The following is a 17,667-nucleotide window of genomic DNA, read 5'->3' as shown; positions in this document are numbered from 1 at the left end:
CTTTTATCTTCAATAATCTTTTCACGAAAAGTGACTTAGAATATTTTGGAGAGTTTAACTTTCACTATCAACAGTTAGTATTGAAAAGATTGAATGGCCACTTTTAACTCATCTTGTAAAAAGTTTCTTTGGTCAAGTTGAATATAGACTTCTAACAGACAGGATCTAAGGTTGGAAAATTTATAAAAATCTTCCCTTTCTTCTATTGGAAAGTCAAGCGTCTTTATCCAAGAAGCTACTTGTTCTTGCTCGATTTTTCCTTGCAAAATAGGTTCATAGAGCACTCTAGCTAAACGCCAATCCTCATCATCGGTAAAACGAATTGAAATTCTTCTAAAGACTTGGCCAAGTATGTTCAATCCTTCATGAACTTTGTCATTAGGAAAGTCTGGATGACAAACTACTTCTGTCAAAAGATCAGCTCCATGCGCAACAGCGTGAACCCAGCCATACTGGCTGGAAAAACCTGTTGTATCCTTTTCTTTTAAAAGATAATGTAAACCTTGATCCAGTAAAATATATCTTATATCGGCTTTTAATCTTTGATAAAAAATTGATTGCGGATTAGCATCTGCAGATAAAAGGTTGGCATAAACAAGGGCTTTAAAAGAACGCTCAAGTGTTGATAGCCCAATCTTATCAATCTCTTTTTCTACTCCTTCATTGGACGAGATCGTCTCAGCAATGAAATGAAACTGTTCCTGTGTAAACAGTTCTTCTTGAATCCCTCTAGCCAAGCTGGTAAAAACGAGATCATCGCGAATTTCGGGCGAGGGATCTCCCAAATGTTCTAGCAACCACTGGATTTCTTCTTGACTAAAGCTTGGTTTTTCTTCTGTCGCTTTACTTTGTAATTCTTGATACATCACTAGCACCTCTGCATTTCTACTAGCTTATTTTAGAATTAGCTGTAGAGGAGTTTATTCTCCCAATTCTGCGCTGTAGGCAATGATTTGATCCACAGTGTCTGAAAGGAACTGAATCGTATCGCGAAGTGGTTTGTCAGTCGAAATATCTGCTCCGATAATCATAGCAGACTCAAGTGGGGTCTTGCTGCCGCCTGATTTGAGGAGGTCTAGCCAATCTTTAGCTCCGTTTTCGGAGTTCTTCAAATGCAAGTACCCTGCTGTTGAGATAACTAGGCCAGCTGAGTAGGTATAGCTGTAAAGCCCCATGTAGTAGTGGCTTTGGCGCATCCAGGTCAAGGCTGCGTCGTCATCGATTTCAACGGCATCTCCCCAGAACTCTGTCAGGACTTCCTTCATGATGCTGTTGAGCTTGCTAGCACCGAAGGTGCCACCTTCTTCGATCAAGGTGTAAACTTTGCGTTGGAAGGCTGCTTCCAACAAGTGGGTGATGAAGTTGTGGAAGTAGGTGTCTGTCAAACGATGTGCTAGGGCAAAGCGTTTTTGACGCGGATCGTCAAACTGGTGTTCCAAATAGTCGCTAAGAAGGAGCTCGTTAAAGGTTGAAGGAGCTTCCACATAGTAGGTCGACATGTGGGCGTTGAAGTAGCTTTGGTTGTTGTCTGAGAAGATGAATTGACCAGAGTGTCCAATTTCGTGGATCAGGGTATAAACATCGCTCATACGCCCTGTCCAACTCATGAGGACATAAGGGTGGACACGGTATGGGTCAGCGGCATAACCACCGGAATCCTTGCCTTCATTGGCCGCAAAGTCGACCCAGCGTTCGGTTTGGTAGCGGGCGATTTCACGGGAATATTCTTCTCCAAGAGGTGCCACAGATTTCATGACCAAGTCATAGGCATCGTCAATAGTAACATCTGGGTTGAGCGCACTGTCCAAATCCAACTTCCAATCGGCGAAAGTCATTTTTTCAAGGCCGTTGACCTTGGCTACATGTTTGAGGAATTTTTGAGCAACCGGTGCGAAGTCCTTCATGATCAGGTCAATCTGACGGTCAAACATAGAACGATCCACTTCCTGCTCAGCTAGGAGATAGTCAAAGACAGAGTCGTAGCCCCGCATATCTGCAATCAGTTTTTCAGACTTGACTTGAGCTAGATAGGTAGCAGCAGCCGTGTTTTGGTGCTTGCGGAGACCTTCTGAGAAAGAACGAAAGGCTTTTTCACGGACTTCGGCATTCTCATGGTTTTGGTAGAAATTTTCATAGGTAACAAAGCTATTCTTGTAGACTTTTCCATCCACTTCAAAATCAGCCATTTCAAAGTCACCTGCCCGCATCTTGGTATAGATGTCTTGCGGTCCGTAGAAGACTTCACCGAGATTGGTCAAAGTCTTTTCCACGTCAGCTCCCAAGTAGTGAGCTTTTTTGATTTTAGCCTGACGAATAGCATAAGTGAGGTGAGGGAGTTGTCCGAGACGTTCAAGGACTTCTTCATCTGCTTCGACCAAAGCATCATCAAAGAAGGAAAGTTCGACGCTGGCCCAAGTTTCGAAATCCATCCCTGCTTGAGCAATCTCTGCAAAAGCTTCATCGCCAAAGTCCGTCGTTTGGGGCATAAAGCTGTAGTTACCAATGTGGCTGAGTTGGATCTGAATTTGTTCAAAGACTGTAAAGGCAGCTTCAAAGTCTTCAAAAGTGTGGAGCTTGCCCTTGTAGTTACGAACGAATTCATTGATTTCCTCGCGAGTCTTTTCGATGGCACGCAAGAAGTCTTCCTGGTCTTGATAGAGGGCTGTGAGGTCCCAGAGTTCGTTCTCAGGAAATTCTGAACGTTTTTTTAATTCCATAGTGTTCTCCTTTTGATCAATTGGCTATACTTAGTATAGCAGAAAAGGGGGCAGAATGATAGGCGAATGGAGGATCTTATCAAAGCCTGACTGATTCAATAAGAAAACAAGGATTTTCTAGCATTTTTACCTTCTTTTGGTATAATAAAATGGAGAAAGTTTTAGGGAGTATATGATGAAAAAAATCTATAAAGTTAGCTTGACAGCGATGACCTTGTTAACTATGGTGGCATGTGGGCCTAAGCGACGTCCTAGGACGCAACCTTCTACAGTTCAGAGTGAAGTAGCAGATGGAAAAAGTTCCAAGAAGACATCGTCTGGTCATGAGTACTATCAAACAGTTCTTGAACGTTATCAGGCTTACTCTAGGGCTATCGAGGTAGGTGATAGTGCAGGTCTAGCGACTAAACTAAAAGAAATAGATTCTCAATCTGATGAGTATGTCTATGCCATGTATCTTCAAACTCTGGGGAGTAAACCTAACCTTTCCTATTTTTATATGGATTTGGATAAGGATGGACGGGATGAGCTCTTGATTGGAAACGGCCAAACAGTCTCAGCGATTTATTATCTAAAAGGTCAGAAACCAGAATTATTACATACAGCTTTTGTGGCTTCCTCTGGTGGCTCACGTTCAGGTTTCCAAATTTTTGAGGATGGCTCGGTCATTTATGCTAGCTTTTCGTCTCTTCAACCAGAGGTAGATCTGATCCATTACAGGTTCCAAAAAGGAAAGCTTGAGACTGTCAATCAGATCCAAATAAAAAATGGGGACGGCCAGAAGCCAGAACAAGCCTTAGGGATTACAGCAAAAGAATTGGATCAAGCAAAATTTGAATGGAAAGAACTAGAGACCGGTAAGAAGGCGACCAGCCAAGCAAGTAACTCAGAGCAGCAAACAAGTAGTTTTCAAGTCCGTGTAGGAGTCTCAGATCTTCGGATTCGTAAAGAAGCATCGATCAATGGAGAGGAAGTAGGAACAATCCCGCAAGGTGTTTACACGATCACAGAGACAGTTTCAGCTGACGGTTATACCTGGGGCAAGCTCCAATCTGGTCAAGGTTGGATCGCGCTTGAATTTACGACGAAAGTGGAAGGAGGAAATGCATCCACTGTTAAAGGATTGAGTGCGGAAGATCAAGAGGATATCCACTCGGTAGTAGAGAACGGGTATGCTCTAATGTATTCTAGATTGGTCAAACCAACCTTTATATTAGACTTATCAAATGACCATAGTGGTATCTATTCTTATACAGAGGGGATGTTCTTAGATTATTTCAATACTTATACTCCGGACACCTATCAACTTGCAAATGTCATTAAAAAATTGGAAGCTAAAGAAACATCAGAATCCATTCAGTCTATGACTACAGATCAGTTAATTCAACTTGCGAAAGAAAGAAAACAAGGCTGGATATACTCTTCGAAAGATAAGAAATTTTTTGAATTTGTTCCTGGAGGACGAGGAGGCGCTGGTCCAGCGGTTGTCATTCCTTCAGTGGATGAGTGGGTCGTTGAGAATGATACTGTTACAGTAACAACTAGAGTGAAGACATCTTCTCAACCTTTTGAGCGCTATGTGTTGAAGCGGAGTAAGAAAGAATATTCAGGTGGAGAACATAAAACGCGATTCTATGTCGTTAGTAAAGAAAATGTGTGGAATGGAAAATAGACGGTAGCTATATCTAGCTCTAGAATTTTAAAATAAGCGGAAATCAAATATTCCTCGAAAAAGGCTTTTAAAGCCTTTTTCTTTTGGGCTTGAATATGGTAAAATAAAGGTTATACGTGCTTGGATACAAAGATGAGGATATAACATACAGAAAGGCTGTTGAAATCCATATTTCGTTAAGCGGTTTAAGGCCTTAGTATCTTGATTAATTGAATTTTGGCCTCATTTCTTAGGAAAAAAGATAAGCTTCCTAGCACTCATCGAGTGCGGCGTCACCTTCCTATTTTTCTACAGAAATGTTCGGCAAGCCGAACCGTCCAAAATATCTTGAGTAATTGAACCCGGCCTAAAAGCCGTGTAAAAAAGATAAACTGTCTTGTCTTCATCGAAGACTTCGTCAGTTTCCTATTTTTACTTTGCTTTTGACGGCCTTAGTATCTTGATAGTTGAACACGGGCTAAATCCCTAGTGAAAAAGATAGATTTCCTAGTGTGCGTGGCACACTGCGTCAATCTCCTATTTTTATACGGGATTCTTCACGCCCTTTGTATCCTGATTTTTGTAGGCAAGTCGTATAATTTTATCAATCCAAAGGGGATTAAAATGGCAAAACATGTGTTTCAAACGACTTTTGCGGGTCGTGAGTTGATCGTAGAGACTGGCCAGGTTGCTAAGCAAGCAAATGGCTCTGTTGTGGTACGTTACGGTGAGTCAACTGTCTTGACGGCAGCCGTTATGTCTAAGAAGATGGCAACTGGGGATTTCTTCCCGCTTCAAGTCAACTACGAAGAAAAAATGTATGCAGCTGGGAAGTTTCCTGGTGGCTTTATGAAACGGGAAGGACGTCCTTCAACAGATGCGACTTTGACAGCGCGTTTGATTGACCGTCCAATCCGTCCAATGTTTGCGGAAGGCTTCCGTAACGAAGTGCAAGTCATCAATACGGTCCTTTCGTACGATGAAAATGCATCTGCACCAATGGCAGCTATGTTTGGTTCATCCTTGGCCCTTTCTATCTCAGATATTCCGTTTGACGGTCCAATTGCTGGGGTACAAGTGGGGTATGTGGATGGGGAAATCATCATCAACCCAACGCAAGAACAAGCCGAGCGCTCTCTTCTTGAATTGACAGTAGCTGGTACTAAGCACGCTATCAACATGGTAGAGTCTGGTGCCAAAGAATTGTCAGAAGAAATCATGTTGGAAGCTCTTCTCAAAGGACACGAAGCTGTTAAAGAATTGATTGCCTTCCAAGAAGAAATCGTTGCGGCAGTTGGTAAGGAAAAAGCAGAAGTGGAATTGCTTCGTGTCGATGCTGACTTGCAAGCTGAAATCATCGCAGCCTACAACAGCGACCTTCAAAAAGCGGTTCAAGTAGAAGAAAAATTAGCTCGTGAAGCTGCAACTCAAGCAGTAAAAGACCAAGTAACAGTTGCTTACGAAGAAAAATATGCAGACCACGAAGAATTCGACCGGATCATGCGTGATGTAGCTGAAATCTTGGAACAAATGGAACACGCAGAAGTGCGCCGTTTGATCACAGAAGACAAGGTTCGTCCTGATGGTCGTAAGGTCGATGAAATCCGTCCTTTGGATGCGGTTGTTGACTTCGTTCCCCGTGTGCACGGTTCAGGTCTCTTTACTCGTGGACAAACTCAGGCTCTTTCTACCTTGACTTTGGCGCCAATGGGTGAAACTCAAATCATCGATGGCTTGGATCCAGAGTACAAGAAACGCTTTATGCACCACTATAACTTCCCACAATACTCTGTAGGGGAAACAGGTCGTTACGGTGCGCCTGGTCGTCGTGAGATTGGTCACGGTGCTCTTGGCGAGCGTGCTCTTGCTCAAGTATTGCCAAGCTTGGAAGAATTCCCATATGCGATTCGTTTGGTGGCAGAAGTTTTGGAATCAAACGGTTCTTCATCTCAAGCCTCTATCTGTGCGGGAACGCTTGCCCTTATGGCCGGTGGTGTGCCAATCAAGGCGCCAGTAGCAGGGATTGCCATGGGTCTCATTTCTGACGGAAATAACTATACCGTATTGACAGATATCCAAGGTTTGGAAGACCACTTTGGCGACATGGACTTCAAGGTTGCAGGTACGCGTGACGGGATTACAGCCCTTCAAATGGATATTAAGATCCAAGGGATTACTGCAGAAATCTTGACTGAAGCTCTTGCTCAAGCTAAAAAAGCGCGTTTTGAAATCCTTGATGTGATCGAAGCAACCATTCCAGAAGTTCGTCCAGAATTGGCTCCAACTGCTCCGAAAATTGATACTATCAAGATTGATGTGGACAAGATTAAGATTGTCATCGGTAAGGGTGGAGAAACCATCGACAAGATCATCGCTGAAACAGGCGTTAAGATTGATATCGACGAAGAGGGAAATGTATCTATCTACTCTAGCGACCAAGATGCAATCAACCGTGCTAAAGAAATCATTGCTGGTTTGGTGCGTGAAGCCAAAGTGGACGAAGTCTACCATGCCAAAGTGGTGCGTATCGAGAAATTTGGTGCCTTTGTTAACCTCTTTGATAAGACAGATGCCCTCGTACACATCTCTGAAATGGCTTGGACACGTACCAACCGCGTCGAAGATTTAGTGGAAATCGGAGACGAAGTCGATGTCAAGGTCATCAAGATTGATGAAAAAGGTCGTGTAGATGCTTCGATGAAAGCTCTTCTTCCTCGTCCTCCAAAACCGGAACATGCAGAAGAAAAAGGGGATAAGGGTCATCGTCATGGCGATCGTCCTCGTCACCACAAACCAAAAAAAGACTTTGCCAAAGATGCAGGTGAAGCAACGAAAGAATAAGCATTTAAAAGAAAGGAGCACGGTATGGGATGGTGGCGTGAAACCATTGATATTGTAAAAGAAAATGACCCAGCAGCACGTACCTCGCTGGAGGTCCTCTTGACCTATCCAGGCGTTAAAGCGTTAGCTGCTCACCGTGTTTCTCACTTTTTGTGGAATCATGGCTTTAAACTCCTAGCTCGCATGCATAGCCAGTTCTGGCGTTTTTGGACTCAGATTGAAATCCATCCAGGAGCGACCATTGCTTCTGGTGTCTTTATCGATCATGGAGCGGGCCTCGTTATCGGTGAGACAGCCGTTGTTGAAAAAGGCGTTATGCTCTACCATGGGGTGACGCTCGGTGGAACAGGAAAGGATATTGGTAAACGCCATCCAACGGTTCGTGAAGGAGCTTTGGTCTCCGCTCATGCTCAGGTCATCGGCCCGATTGAGATTGGGGCCAAAGCCAAAGTAGGAGCGGGGGCGGTCGTGGTCTCCGATGTACCGAGCGATGTGACCGTTGTCGGAGTCCCTGCCAAGATTGTTCGTGTTCACGGTAAGAAGGATGAGCCAATCATTCACCAAGAAGAAGAAAAACGAGAATACTATGTGAATAAGATGGAACACGCCAAGGAAGCCAGTCATCGGTCTTCGAGCTTGTAAGGAGATAGCTACGTGATTCAAGCAACCCATACATTGACTGACCACCAACTATTGGAAGTCAAGGCCCTTATTGCAGTCTGTCAGAACTATGACGGAACTTATCGTGATCCCTATCTCTCCAATATGCTCAATTTTGACCCCGATATGCCCGCCTTTTTCCTTTATTATGAAAAAGGTGAACTTGTTGGCCTATTAACCGTCTATGCAGATGACCAAGATGTGGAAGTAGCAATCCTGGTCCACCCCAATCATCGTCGTCAAGGCATTGCGCGGGCTTTGTATAGAAGTTTTGAGAAAGAAACAGCATCTTATCCAATTGAGTCTGTAACTTTTCAGACAGAGCGTGTTTTTCTAGAGAAGCATCCTGAGTTTGCCAGCAACTGGGGACTGGTCGAGGATGAAGAGACAGAAACCTGGTTAGGTAAGGATAGAAGACCTTATCCATTAGCAACTGTTTCCAATCTGGACGTTTTGTTAGCAGATTGTTCGTATCAGGGTCAAATTAGTCAGTTAAAATTTCAGGCATTTTCAGAGGAACATGAATCTAAAGAAGTTGTGGATAGATATGTCGCTAAAGCTCTAAAGGATCCAGAAAGTCGCCTATATATTTTATTAAAAAACGGTCAGGTTATTGGAACTTGTACAGTTGATTTATCGAGTAATACGAATTACCTCTATGGTTTAGCAATAGCTGAGCTTGAACGTGGAAAAGGCTATGGAAGCTATTTGGCAAAATCTCTCGTCAACCAACTGATTGAGCAAAATGACAAGGAGTTTCAGATTGCCGTGGAAGATAGCAATGTAGGTGCCAAACGCTTATATGAAAAGATTGGCTTTGTCAAACAGACTCAGGTGGTTTATTTGAATCCAAAAGTGTAGGAACAGAAAGGAAATGAAGCGTGTTAAAAATTTATGATACCATGTCTCGTGATTTGCGAGAATTTGTCCCCATCGAGGAAGGGAAGGTCCGCATGTATGTTTGTGGGCCAACGGTTTACAACTATATCCACGTGGGGAATGCCCGTTCAACGGTAGCCTTTGACACGATTCGTCGCTACTTTGAGTATCGTGGCTACGAAGTTGCCTATATTTCCAACTTTACCGATGTGGATGATAAGATCATCAACCGTGCCAAGGAAGAAGGCATTACTCCTCAGGAAGTGGCAGACAAGTACATTGCGGCCTTTCGGGAAGATGTGACGGCTCTTGGGGTCAAGCCTGCAACCCGTCACCCTCGTGTGGTTGAGTTTATGGATGACATCATTCGCTTTGTTACCGACTTGATCGAAAAAGGCTATGCCTACGAGAGTCAAGGGGATGTCTATTTCCGTGTGGAAAAATCCCATAACTATGCTAAGTTAGCCAATAAAACTTTGGAAGACCTAGAGCTAGGTGCTTCTGGTCGGACAGATGAAGAAACAGCCCGCAAGGAAAATCCGGTCGACTTTGCTCTCTGGAAAGCTGCCAAACCAGGTGAAGTTTCTTGGGAAAGTCCTTGGGGACCTGGTCGTCCTGGCTGGCACATTGAGTGTTCGGTCATGTCAACAGGGATTTTAGGCGATACCATTGATATTCACGGTGGTGGAGCTGACCTTGAGTTTCCGCACCATACCAATGAAATTGCCCAGTCAGAGGCTAAAACAGGCAAAACCTTTGCCAACTACTGGATGCACAATGGCTTTGTCAATATTGACAATGTCAAGATGTCCAAGTCTTTGGGGAACTTTATCACTGTGCATGATGCTTTGAAGACTATCGATGGCCAAGTGCTTCGCTTCTTCTTTGCGACCCAGCACTACCGCAAGCCTATTAACTTCACAGAAAAAGCGGTGCGCGATGCGGAGACCAACCTCAAGTATTTGAAAAATACTTATGAGCAACCGTTCACAGGAGAAGTGGATTCAGCAGACTTGCAAGGCTTTGTGGACAAGTTTATCGCGGTCATGGATGAAGATATCAATGCGGCAAACGGAATCACTGTTGTCTTTGAAATGGCCAAATGGATCAACTCAGGTCACTACGACCAAGATGTCAAGGAGGCCTTGGCAAAGATGTTAGAAGTCTTTGGAATTGTCTTTGTTGAAGAGGTCTTGGCTGCGGATATTGAAGCCTTGATCGCAGAACGTCAAGAAGCACGGGCTAATAAAGATTTTGCGCGAGCAGATGAGATTCGAGATCAACTAGCAGCTCAAGGGATTAAACTGTTAGACACTAAAGAAGGTGTAAGGTGGACACGTGATTGATATCAATCTAATCAACGGCATAGCTCTTGCCTTTGAAGGGGATGCGGTTTATTCCATGTATATCCGTAAGCATTTGATTTTGCAAGGGATGACCAAGCCTAACAAACTCCACCAGACTGCAACGAGGTATGTCTCTGCCAAGGCTCAGGCTAATCTGATTGCGATGATGCTTGAGGAAGATGTTTTGACAGTGAAAGAAGTCGAAATCTATAAACGCGGTCGTAATACCAATAGCCATACCAAGGCCAAAAATGCCGATGTCGTGACCTATCGCATGTCGACAGGCTTTGAAGCGGTCATGGGTTACTTGCACTTGACAGATGAAATCAACCGCTTAGAAGAATTGGTAGCTTGGTGTATCCAAAAAGTGGAAGAAGGGATAAAGTAGTGAAAGATATCAGAGAGTGGTTCCCTCATGCTGAGGTGACGGATCAACCGACTCCACCAGCTGGTTTTGTAGCCATCCCTCTTCAGGCCCAGCAATGGCTGCAACTGAAAGAAGAGGAGTTGACGGAGAGAGAAAAGCAATTGATTGCCTGGTTGGGCAGTGAGAAAGATCTTGCCCCCAATCCTTGGTATCAATACTTGATTGATGGAAAGGGAGAAGCCCCTCAAGTCATCAAAAAAATGCAACTTGTCTATTGCCACCTCTCACATTCGACAGCGGAAGGAACAGCTTCCTGGTTAGAGATGATGCAGACACTCTTGCCCAACTTTCGAGCAGTCTTGCAGCTGAGTGGGCAGGACTATGTACTCATTCTGGACCAAGAGCAGTCGCTGCCTGTAGCTGCTATCTTAAAAGATACCGTATCTGCTATGGAGTATGACTTTAATCTTCGCTTATCCATTATGGTGGGGCAGGTATGGACCGAGCCTAAGGATTGGAGACTGTCTTCAGTCATTCGAGCAGAACGAGAAGTCTTTAGAGGCTGGATCCGAGAAGGGCATCAAGGTGTTTACCACTTTTCTCAACTCTATCTGTGGGGAATCGAACAGGAAGATTTGGATCTACATCCTATCAAAGAACGCTTGCGTCAATTGATTGCGAGTCAAGATCAGTTGCAGGACATCATTGTTGCACTTTGGGACAATGGAGCAGTTGTAACCAAGGCGGCCCAGCAACTCTATCTCCATCGCAATTCCCTTCAATATAAGATGGATAAATGGGAGGAGCTAACGGGTCTCCAGTTAAAAAATCTGACAGATCTAGCCCTTTGTTACCATTTGGTATTACAAGATGTGATGTAAAGGAATCAATCCAGAGTTTTGTGCAACTTGCACAAAACTCTTTTTCTTTTTTGTGAGACCTGCCATAGATTTGTAAAGCGTTTTCATTTACAATAGAACTATAAACATCAAAGGAGTACCATCATGGTAGAATTAAATCTTAAAAATATTTACAAAAAATATCCAAACAGTGAACACTATTCAGTTGAAGACTTCAACTTGGATATCAAAGACAAAGAATTTATCGTTTTCGTAGGTCCTTCAGGATGTGGTAAATCAACGACTCTTCGTATGATCGCTGGTCTTGAAGATATCACAGAAGGTGAGTGTTCAATCGATGGCACTGTTGTAAACAACGTGGCACCTAAAGACCGTGATATCGCCATGGTATTCCAAAACTACGCTCTTTACCCACACATGACTGTGTACGATAACATGGCATTTGGTTTGAAATTGCGTAAATACAGCAAGGAAGATATCGACAAACGTGTACAAGAAGCAGCTGAAATCCTTGGCTTGAAAGAATTCTTGGATCGTAAACCAGCTGACCTTTCTGGTGGTCAACGTCAACGTGTGGCCATGGGACGTGCCATTGTCCGTGATGCAAAAGTATTCTTGATGGACGAACCTTTGTCAAACTTGGATGCAAAATTGCGTGTATCAATGCGTGCTGAAATCGCGAAAATTCACCGTCGTATCGGTGCTACAACCATCTATGTAACCCACGACCAAACAGAAGCGATGACACTTGCTGACCGTATCGTTATCATGTCTGCTACTAAAAACCCAGCTGGTACTGGTACAATTGGACGTGTGGAACAAATTGGTTCTCCGCAAGAAGTGTACAAAAACCCAGTTAACAAATTCGTAGCTGGATTTATCGGAAGCCCTGCGATGAACTTCATCAATGTAAAATTGGAAGGTGGACACATCATTGCCAATGGATTGAATTTGAAAGTTCCAGAAGGTGCTTTGAAAGTCTTGAAAGAAAAAGGCTATGATGGTAAAGAATTGATCTTTGGTATCCGTCCAGAAGACGTGAATACAGAAGCTGCTTTCCTTGAAACTTTCCCAGAATCAGTAGTGAAAGCAACCATCTCAGTGTCTGAGTTGCTTGGTTCTGAATCTCACTTGTACTGCCAAGTTGGTGACAACGAATTTATCGCAAAAGTAGATGCGCGTGACTACCTTGGAACTGGTGAAACAATCGAACTTGGATTTGACTTGAACAAAGCTCACTTCTTCGATAAAGAAACTGAAAAAACAGTATACTAATACCTACTGACACTATAGAGACTGAGACGATTTGTCTCGGTCTCTTTCATTTTAAGGAGACAAGACATGGAAAAAGATTGGTGGAAGGGAAAGGTCGCTTACCAGATTTACCCAAAAAGCTTTAAGGACAGCAATGGCGATGGTGTTGGTGATTTAAAAGGAATCACGGAAAAACTCGATTACCTTCAACAGTTGGGGATTGATATTCTCTGGTTATCGCCTGTTTACAAGAGCCCTTTTATTGATCAGGGATATGATATTTCCGATTATTATGCCATTGACCCCCTTTTTGGGAGCATGGAAGATATGGAAGAGTTGATTGCGGAAGGTAAGAAGCGAGGAATTTCTATCATTATGGACTTGGTGGTTAACCATTGCTCCAGTCATCACGAGTGGTTCCAAAAGGCTTTAGCGGATCCAGATGGCCCTTATGCGGATTACTTTTATTTTATCGAAAGTGACAAAGAACCCAACAACTGGGAAAGTTACTTTGGGGGCAGTGTTTGGGAGCCGGTTCCTGGCACCAACAAATACTATCTTCATTCTTTCCACAAAGATCAGCCAGATCTCAATTGGCAAAATCCTGTCTTGCGCGAAGAAATTTACAGGATGATCAATTGGTGGTTGGACAAGGGAATCGCGGGCTTTAGGATCGATGCTATTATCAATATCAAAAAAGATCTAGAATGGCGTTCGCTTCCGTCCGATCGTGACAACGGCCTGGTCCCAGTGCCGGAGTCGCTGGTGAATGCCCAATCGATTGAACCTTTCTTGCAAGAGTTAAATGAGCAAACCTTCGCCAAGTACAATGCCTTCACAGTAGGGGAAGTGTTCAATGAAACCGATGAAGAATTGCATTTCTTCATTGGAAAAGACGGTGTCTTTTCTTCTATCTTTGACTTCAAGCAAACCTGCTTAGGGCAGGAAGGAAAGGGCTGGTTTGACCATACTCTTCCAACAGCGGAAGAACTCAAGGAAAGTATTTTCCAAGCGCATGAGCGCGCAGATAGGATTGGTGTTCTCTCGACCATTATCGAAAACCACGACGAACCTCGTGGGGTGTCCCATTATATCGCAGAAGGTCCAGTAAACGATACCAGTAAAAAAGCCCTGGGAACCATTCAGGTTTTGCGCAAGGGAATTCCGTTTATCTATCAAGGTCAAGAAATTGGAATGGAGAACCAAGTCTTTGAATCAGTGGAGGACTTTGATGATATCGCGACCATCAATGGCTACCACGTTGCTAAAGAAGCTGGTTTGAGTGAGGAAGAAGCCTTAGCAGTGATTGCCAACTATAGCCGAGACAATGCGCGGACACCGATGCAGTGGACAAGAGAGCCAGGTCTGGGCTTTAGCGATGGACCAGCCTGGTTGATCAGTCCCAAACCAGATTATTCCATTAATGTGGAAGACCAGGAAAAGGATCCAGATTCCATCTTGAATTATTACCGCCAGCTGACGGCCTTGTATCGCCATCCCCTATATGGAAATACCATCCGGTTTGGAGATATGATCCCAGCTTATCGGGAACGTGAGAATATCATCGCCTTCGAACGCCGTGGGGACAAGCGTCTCTTGGTAATCAGCAATTTCCAAAATCGCCAGGCCACTTTGGAGTTGACAGCTCCGATTAAAACGGTCGTTTTAAATAATACCGCAGGGTTGTTCCAAGAAGGAGACCAGGTATTAGAATTGGCCCCTTACCAAACCATCGTGCTGGAATTGGTGGAATAGAAAGAACCTTCGCGTCTGCGAAGGTTCTTTTCATGTCATCCAAGTCTAAAGCTGGAACTTATTCAACTTCTTTCTTTTTCAAGAGGAGCATGCCTCCGCTAACGGCTAGCAAGAAGCTTGAAAGAACAAAGTGTCCGGTTGAGTGATCTCCAGTTTGTGGCAATTGCGCCTTATCTGGATTTTCTTGGAAGTTTTGTCCTACTTGGTAGGTCAAGGTTTGTGCGCTTTCTTCAGTTTCAGCTGCGGTTTCTTTTTGTGGAAGGAGAACTTTAGTAGTGTCCTTCTTAGCCAAGATTGGCTGTGGAGTGGTTGTTTGGTTATGAATTGGAACCACCACTTGATCTGGTTCTTTAGCTGGAACGTAATCCATCAAGCTAGCCAACTTGCTGCCAAAGATCGCGTTGGTTACCCAGCGGAAGAAGTGGACAGGGTGTTGGCGATTGGTTGGATTTCCGGCATAGACAAAGAGTGGTTGGCCAAGAAGTTCTCCAGAGATGGCCATGACCTTATTGGATAGGACTTCATTTTTTGGCCACCAACCAGCAATGTAGTAGTCGCTTGAAGCGATGCTCATCAAGGTCTTGAAGTTGCTTGGAACTTTTTCAATCCAGTTTCCTGAGTTGGAGTAGAAGAGGGCGTTCTTCTTGTAACCGCTGGTCAGTGGATCTTGGTCATCGATGATGGCCTTCATCAAGCCTTCGTAGTCACTGCCACCTTTTAGTTTTTCAGCATCAAAGCCTGCAAGAACTCCCAATTTTTCCAGTTTCTGCATGGCTTCCCCGCCGATGACGAGAGTTGGTTTCTTGCCGAAGATGGAGGCATCGAAGCGATTGTTTTCAAGGACAATAACATCTGCTTCATCAGGAGTGTCGACGATTTGGAAACCTAATTTTTTAAGAACCAGACTAGTATGAGCCGGTGCGTCTACTCCAGTCCAATCGTAGTGATAATTAGGCGAGTAGATTTTCAATGGTTTCAAGGTTGGACCGTTTGGTACCTTGTAGAGGGCTTCGCCGTAGATAGCATAGTTTGGAAGGAGCGATGCGAAGGTATCACGGTCAACGATGTAGCCATCATCTGTTAGGTAAACAGATTTGCCTTGGGAAATCGCCTTGTTTACTGCTTGAACAGCGCTGGCTGATGTATTAGCGATGACGTAGTAAGGTGCCTTTGGATCGATCTCAGAGGTCCTAGTCGCGCGAGTAGTTGTGACTTCTCCAAGTTTTCCAGCAAAGAGACCGTCCTTGAATACAGGTTCTGCCTTGAAGCCTTTCATATCAGGGAAGTTTACGAGAAGTTCCGCATACATGGCAGCCCAGGCAGATTCATTAGAACCTTTATAGAGAATATGGTTGGCATAGCCCCGTTTAGCTTGGGCCATATCAATGACTAAGTCCCCTTTTTTGTAGGTACCTGTATCTTCTTTGAGCTCTTTGACGAGAACACCATTGCGTTTGAAGTAGTCGATCATATTGAAGGCTTCTTGAGCATCATTGTCCTTGTCGAGTCCCATTGGGATAACATAATAGTCAGGGAAGAATTTCGGACGACCATTCTTCACACGACCGACAACTTCACCAGTTGGTCCTACTAATTCATTTTCTGCTTTTGGATCTTCAATCTTGTTGAGACCACGTAAGTAGAAGTTGAGCCGCATTTCAAGGAGTTTGTCCGGATCTTGGTTGAGGAAGTCAATGCCGCCGAGGACAGCATTACGACCAGCATAATAAGATTCCTGGTTGGATTCTGGTATTTCAATGGTGTGGCCCAAGATGCCGTGATAGACAGCATAGACACCTGTATAACCAGAGAAGGAATCATCCCAGCCATCTCCCCAATCCAGTTTTGGAATGATGTAGCTGTCGTATTTGGAATTGGCAACCCCTGCGCGGCCCATATGGTGGGCATTTTCTAGCATGAGGTTGGACATGAGGTCGTATTCAAAATTCGGATCATGTGGAGGTGTTGCAGGCTCAATCAAGAATTCTTTGACAAATCCATGGATATCATAGAGAGCAATTGGATTCCACTTGTTGATCATTTGGATGACGGTACGCACCTCGGGGTTTGTTTGGTAGCTGGCATCGCGGTTGGGATCCAGTCCATTGGCCAAAGCACGCAGGTTGAGAGCGTCCCCATCAGGGTTTTCCGTGAAGTCAAACAAGAAGATAAATTTGTTTAGGAGAGTTGGGATGTCCAGAGTTACATTCTTGACGTTACCAGCTTCGTCTGTCGTTTTAAAAGTGACTTGATTTTCTGTAGCGAAGGTACGGAAGAGACCGGTGATGATGTCAATCCCAGGTTGTTCATCCGCATGCGTATTATGAACCAGGACAGGCAGTTTGTAATCCAAGGTCTTGTCCTTCAGAGCTGCCAACATCTCGCTTGGTTTTGTGAGAGCTGTTGGATTGGTAGATGAGAGGTAGTGGTCAATACTTGCTTGGTCCTTACTCACAATTCCCATCTTCATATCACGGCCTTGGGCGCTCTTACCAAGGGTTTCAAGCTGAACTAGACGGTCCGTTTTGGCTTCTGCCTTTGTCTGCTCAATGGAAGCTAGCATTTCCTCGTGGGTATGGAAATCTTTATATGGACGGAAGGTTAGATTCTTGCGAATAGTCAGCCCAAGATCTGAACTAGTTCCGACTAAAGTATGCTCGCCAATATAGTTCCGATAGGTCCGACGGATATTATTAGGGCTCCGAAGGCTTAAATCTTCGCCAAAGAGTTCCTTGACAGTAAAGGTCAGATCCAAATCGTTTCCGTTTTTGTTCTCTTCAACTGTGATAAAGGGATCTTTGGAAAGAGTTCCTGTCTCCATATCCCAAGTTTTCCATTCTTCCAGTGGTTTGTCGTCCAAGGTCCAGTTGATCTTTCCAACAGCCTGAGCTTGATCCTTGACGGTATCCGTTAGCGTTCCCTTTTCAGACATGTAAACAGGGCTGTCACTAAGGCTGATAGCAGGATCTGCGTTTGCTGCTCGCTCTGATACAGGGCTTTCTACTTTGGTCGTAGGACTAGAGGTGTCTGAAGCTGTAGACGAGCTTGCTTCTGCGCTAGCTGGACTAGCTGAGCTAGGACTTGCTTCCACAGGGCTTGGTGCAACTTCTGTTGCTGAGCTAGGACTTGCCACTTCTGATCCAGTAACTGGACTAACACTAGCCTCCTCTGGCTTAAGGACGTTTTCGACAGGTGCGGCAGGACTAGCTGGTTCAACAGTGTCCGCAGCAACTTGGCTTTGTGCGAGGAAGGCTAAGAGGACCGCGGTAGAGATACTGAGTGCGTTTGTGTACAAACGCTTCTTATAAGAAGAATGCATAAAGAGACCTCCTTTGTT

At 44.3% G+C, this 17,667-nt stretch carries 12 protein-coding genes; 9 read left to right on the top strand and 3 right to left on the bottom strand.

Annotation, left to right across the window (positions count from 1 at the left end; genetic code table 11):
- Positions 1-74 precede the first annotated feature (74 nt).
- Positions 75-866 (bottom strand): DUF2785 domain-containing protein, encoded by a 792-nt coding sequence (locus EL081_RS08675; RefSeq protein ID WP_126404839.1) that lies wholly within the window; start codon positions 864-866, stop codon positions 75-77.
- Positions 867-920: 54 nt separating this feature from the next.
- Positions 921-2,717 carry an oligoendopeptidase F gene (gene pepF / locus EL081_RS08670; RefSeq protein ID WP_126404838.1) on the bottom strand — a complete coding sequence of 599 codons (1,797 nt, stop codon included), beginning with the start codon at positions 2,715-2,717 and terminating at the stop codon, positions 921-923.
- A 175-nt stretch (positions 2,718-2,892) separates the two neighbouring features.
- Here pepF and EL081_RS08665 point away from each other — a divergent pair, with 175 nt between their 5' ends.
- The 9 genes from EL081_RS08665 to EL081_RS08625 all read left to right on the top strand — a co-directional run bounded on the left by EL081_RS08665 (position 2,893) and on the right by EL081_RS08625 (position 14,330).
- The gene (locus EL081_RS08665) at positions 2,893-4,389 is read left to right on the top strand and encodes a hypothetical protein (RefSeq protein WP_232011384.1); all 1,497 of its coding nucleotides are present in this window, start codon (positions 2,893-2,895) and stop codon (positions 4,387-4,389) included.
- Between the two features lie 603 nt (positions 4,390-4,992).
- Positions 4,993-7,209 carry a polyribonucleotide nucleotidyltransferase gene (pnp, locus tag EL081_RS08660; protein ID WP_331250927.1) on the top strand — a complete coding sequence of 739 codons (2,217 nt, stop codon included), beginning with the start codon at positions 4,993-4,995 and terminating at the stop codon, positions 7,207-7,209.
- A 24-nt stretch (positions 7,210-7,233) separates the two neighbouring features.
- On the top strand, positions 7,234-7,851 hold the full coding sequence (gene cysE, locus EL081_RS08655) for a serine O-acetyltransferase (RefSeq protein ID WP_126404836.1): 618 nt from the start codon (positions 7,234-7,236) through the stop codon (positions 7,849-7,851).
- Positions 7,852-7,863: 12 nt separating this feature from the next.
- A complete protein-coding gene (locus EL081_RS08650; protein ID WP_126404835.1) occupies positions 7,864-8,730 on the top strand; it encodes a GNAT family N-acetyltransferase in 867 nt (288 codons plus the stop codon).
- Between the two features lie 20 nt (positions 8,731-8,750).
- Positions 8,751-10,094: a cysteine--tRNA ligase gene (cysS, locus tag EL081_RS08645; RefSeq protein ID WP_126404834.1), complete on the top strand. Its 1,344-nt coding sequence runs from the start codon at positions 8,751-8,753 to the stop codon at positions 10,092-10,094.
- Positions 10,087-10,482, top strand: coding sequence for a Mini-ribonuclease 3 (locus EL081_RS08640; protein ID WP_126404833.1), 396 nt, complete (start codon positions 10,087-10,089; stop codon positions 10,480-10,482). Before cysS ends, EL081_RS08640 begins: the two co-directional genes overlap by 8 nt.
- Entirely contained in the window at positions 10,482-11,342 is an 861-nt protein-coding gene (locus tag EL081_RS08635) for a helix-turn-helix domain-containing protein (RefSeq protein WP_006595596.1), read from the top strand. Before EL081_RS08640 ends, EL081_RS08635 begins: the two co-directional genes overlap by 1 nt.
- A gap of 123 nt (positions 11,343-11,465) precedes the next feature.
- Entirely contained in the window at positions 11,466-12,596 is a 1,131-nt protein-coding gene (locus EL081_RS08630) for an ABC transporter ATP-binding protein (RefSeq protein WP_126404832.1), read from the top strand.
- A 66-nt stretch (positions 12,597-12,662) separates the two neighbouring features.
- On the top strand, positions 12,663-14,330 hold the full coding sequence (locus EL081_RS08625) for an alpha-glucosidase (RefSeq protein WP_126404831.1): 1,668 nt from the start codon (positions 12,663-12,665) through the stop codon (positions 14,328-14,330).
- 58 nt (positions 14,331-14,388) lie between these two features.
- Here EL081_RS08625 and EL081_RS08620 read toward each other — a convergent pair whose 3' ends face one another.
- Positions 14,389-17,649 (bottom strand): LPXTG-anchored zinc carboxypeptidase, encoded by a 3,261-nt coding sequence (locus EL081_RS08620; RefSeq protein ID WP_126404830.1) that lies wholly within the window; start codon positions 17,647-17,649, stop codon positions 14,389-14,391.
- Positions 17,650-17,667: the final 18 nt, after the last annotated feature.

It is taken from the genome of Streptococcus viridans (assembly GCF_900636365.1).
Classification (GTDB): Bacteria; Bacillota; Bacilli; order Lactobacillales; family Streptococcaceae; genus Streptococcus; species Streptococcus viridans_A.
The sequence above is the reverse complement of the archived record's forward strand: the minus strand, read 5'-3'. Positions and strand labels throughout refer to the sequence as shown.

What these genes read in the sequence shown, in the direction of transcription:
- EL081_RS08675 (WP_126404839.1), bottom strand. Translation starts at nt 866, where the DNA reads ATGTATCAAGAATTACAAAGTAAAGCGACAGAAGAAAAACCAAGCTTT.
- pepF (WP_126404838.1), bottom strand. Translation starts at nt 2,717, where the DNA reads ATGGAATTAAAAAAACGTTCAGAATTTCCTGAGAACGAACTCTGGGAC.
- EL081_RS08665 (WP_232011384.1), top strand. Translation starts at nt 2,893, where the DNA reads ATGAAAAAAATCTATAAAGTTAGCTTGACAGCGATGACCTTGTTAACT.
- pnp (WP_331250927.1), top strand. Translation starts at nt 4,993, where the DNA reads ATGGCAAAACATGTGTTTCAAACGACTTTTGCGGGTCGTGAGTTGATC.
- cysE (WP_126404836.1), top strand. Translation starts at nt 7,234, where the DNA reads ATGGGATGGTGGCGTGAAACCATTGATATTGTAAAAGAAAATGACCCA.
- EL081_RS08630 (WP_126404832.1), top strand. Translation starts at nt 11,466, where the DNA reads ATGGTAGAATTAAATCTTAAAAATATTTACAAAAAATATCCAAACAGT.
- EL081_RS08625 (WP_126404831.1), top strand. Translation starts at nt 12,663, where the DNA reads ATGGAAAAAGATTGGTGGAAGGGAAAGGTCGCTTACCAGATTTACCCA.
- EL081_RS08620 (WP_126404830.1), bottom strand. Translation starts at nt 17,649, where the DNA reads ATGCATTCTTCTTATAAGAAGCGTTTGTACACAAACGCACTCAGTATC.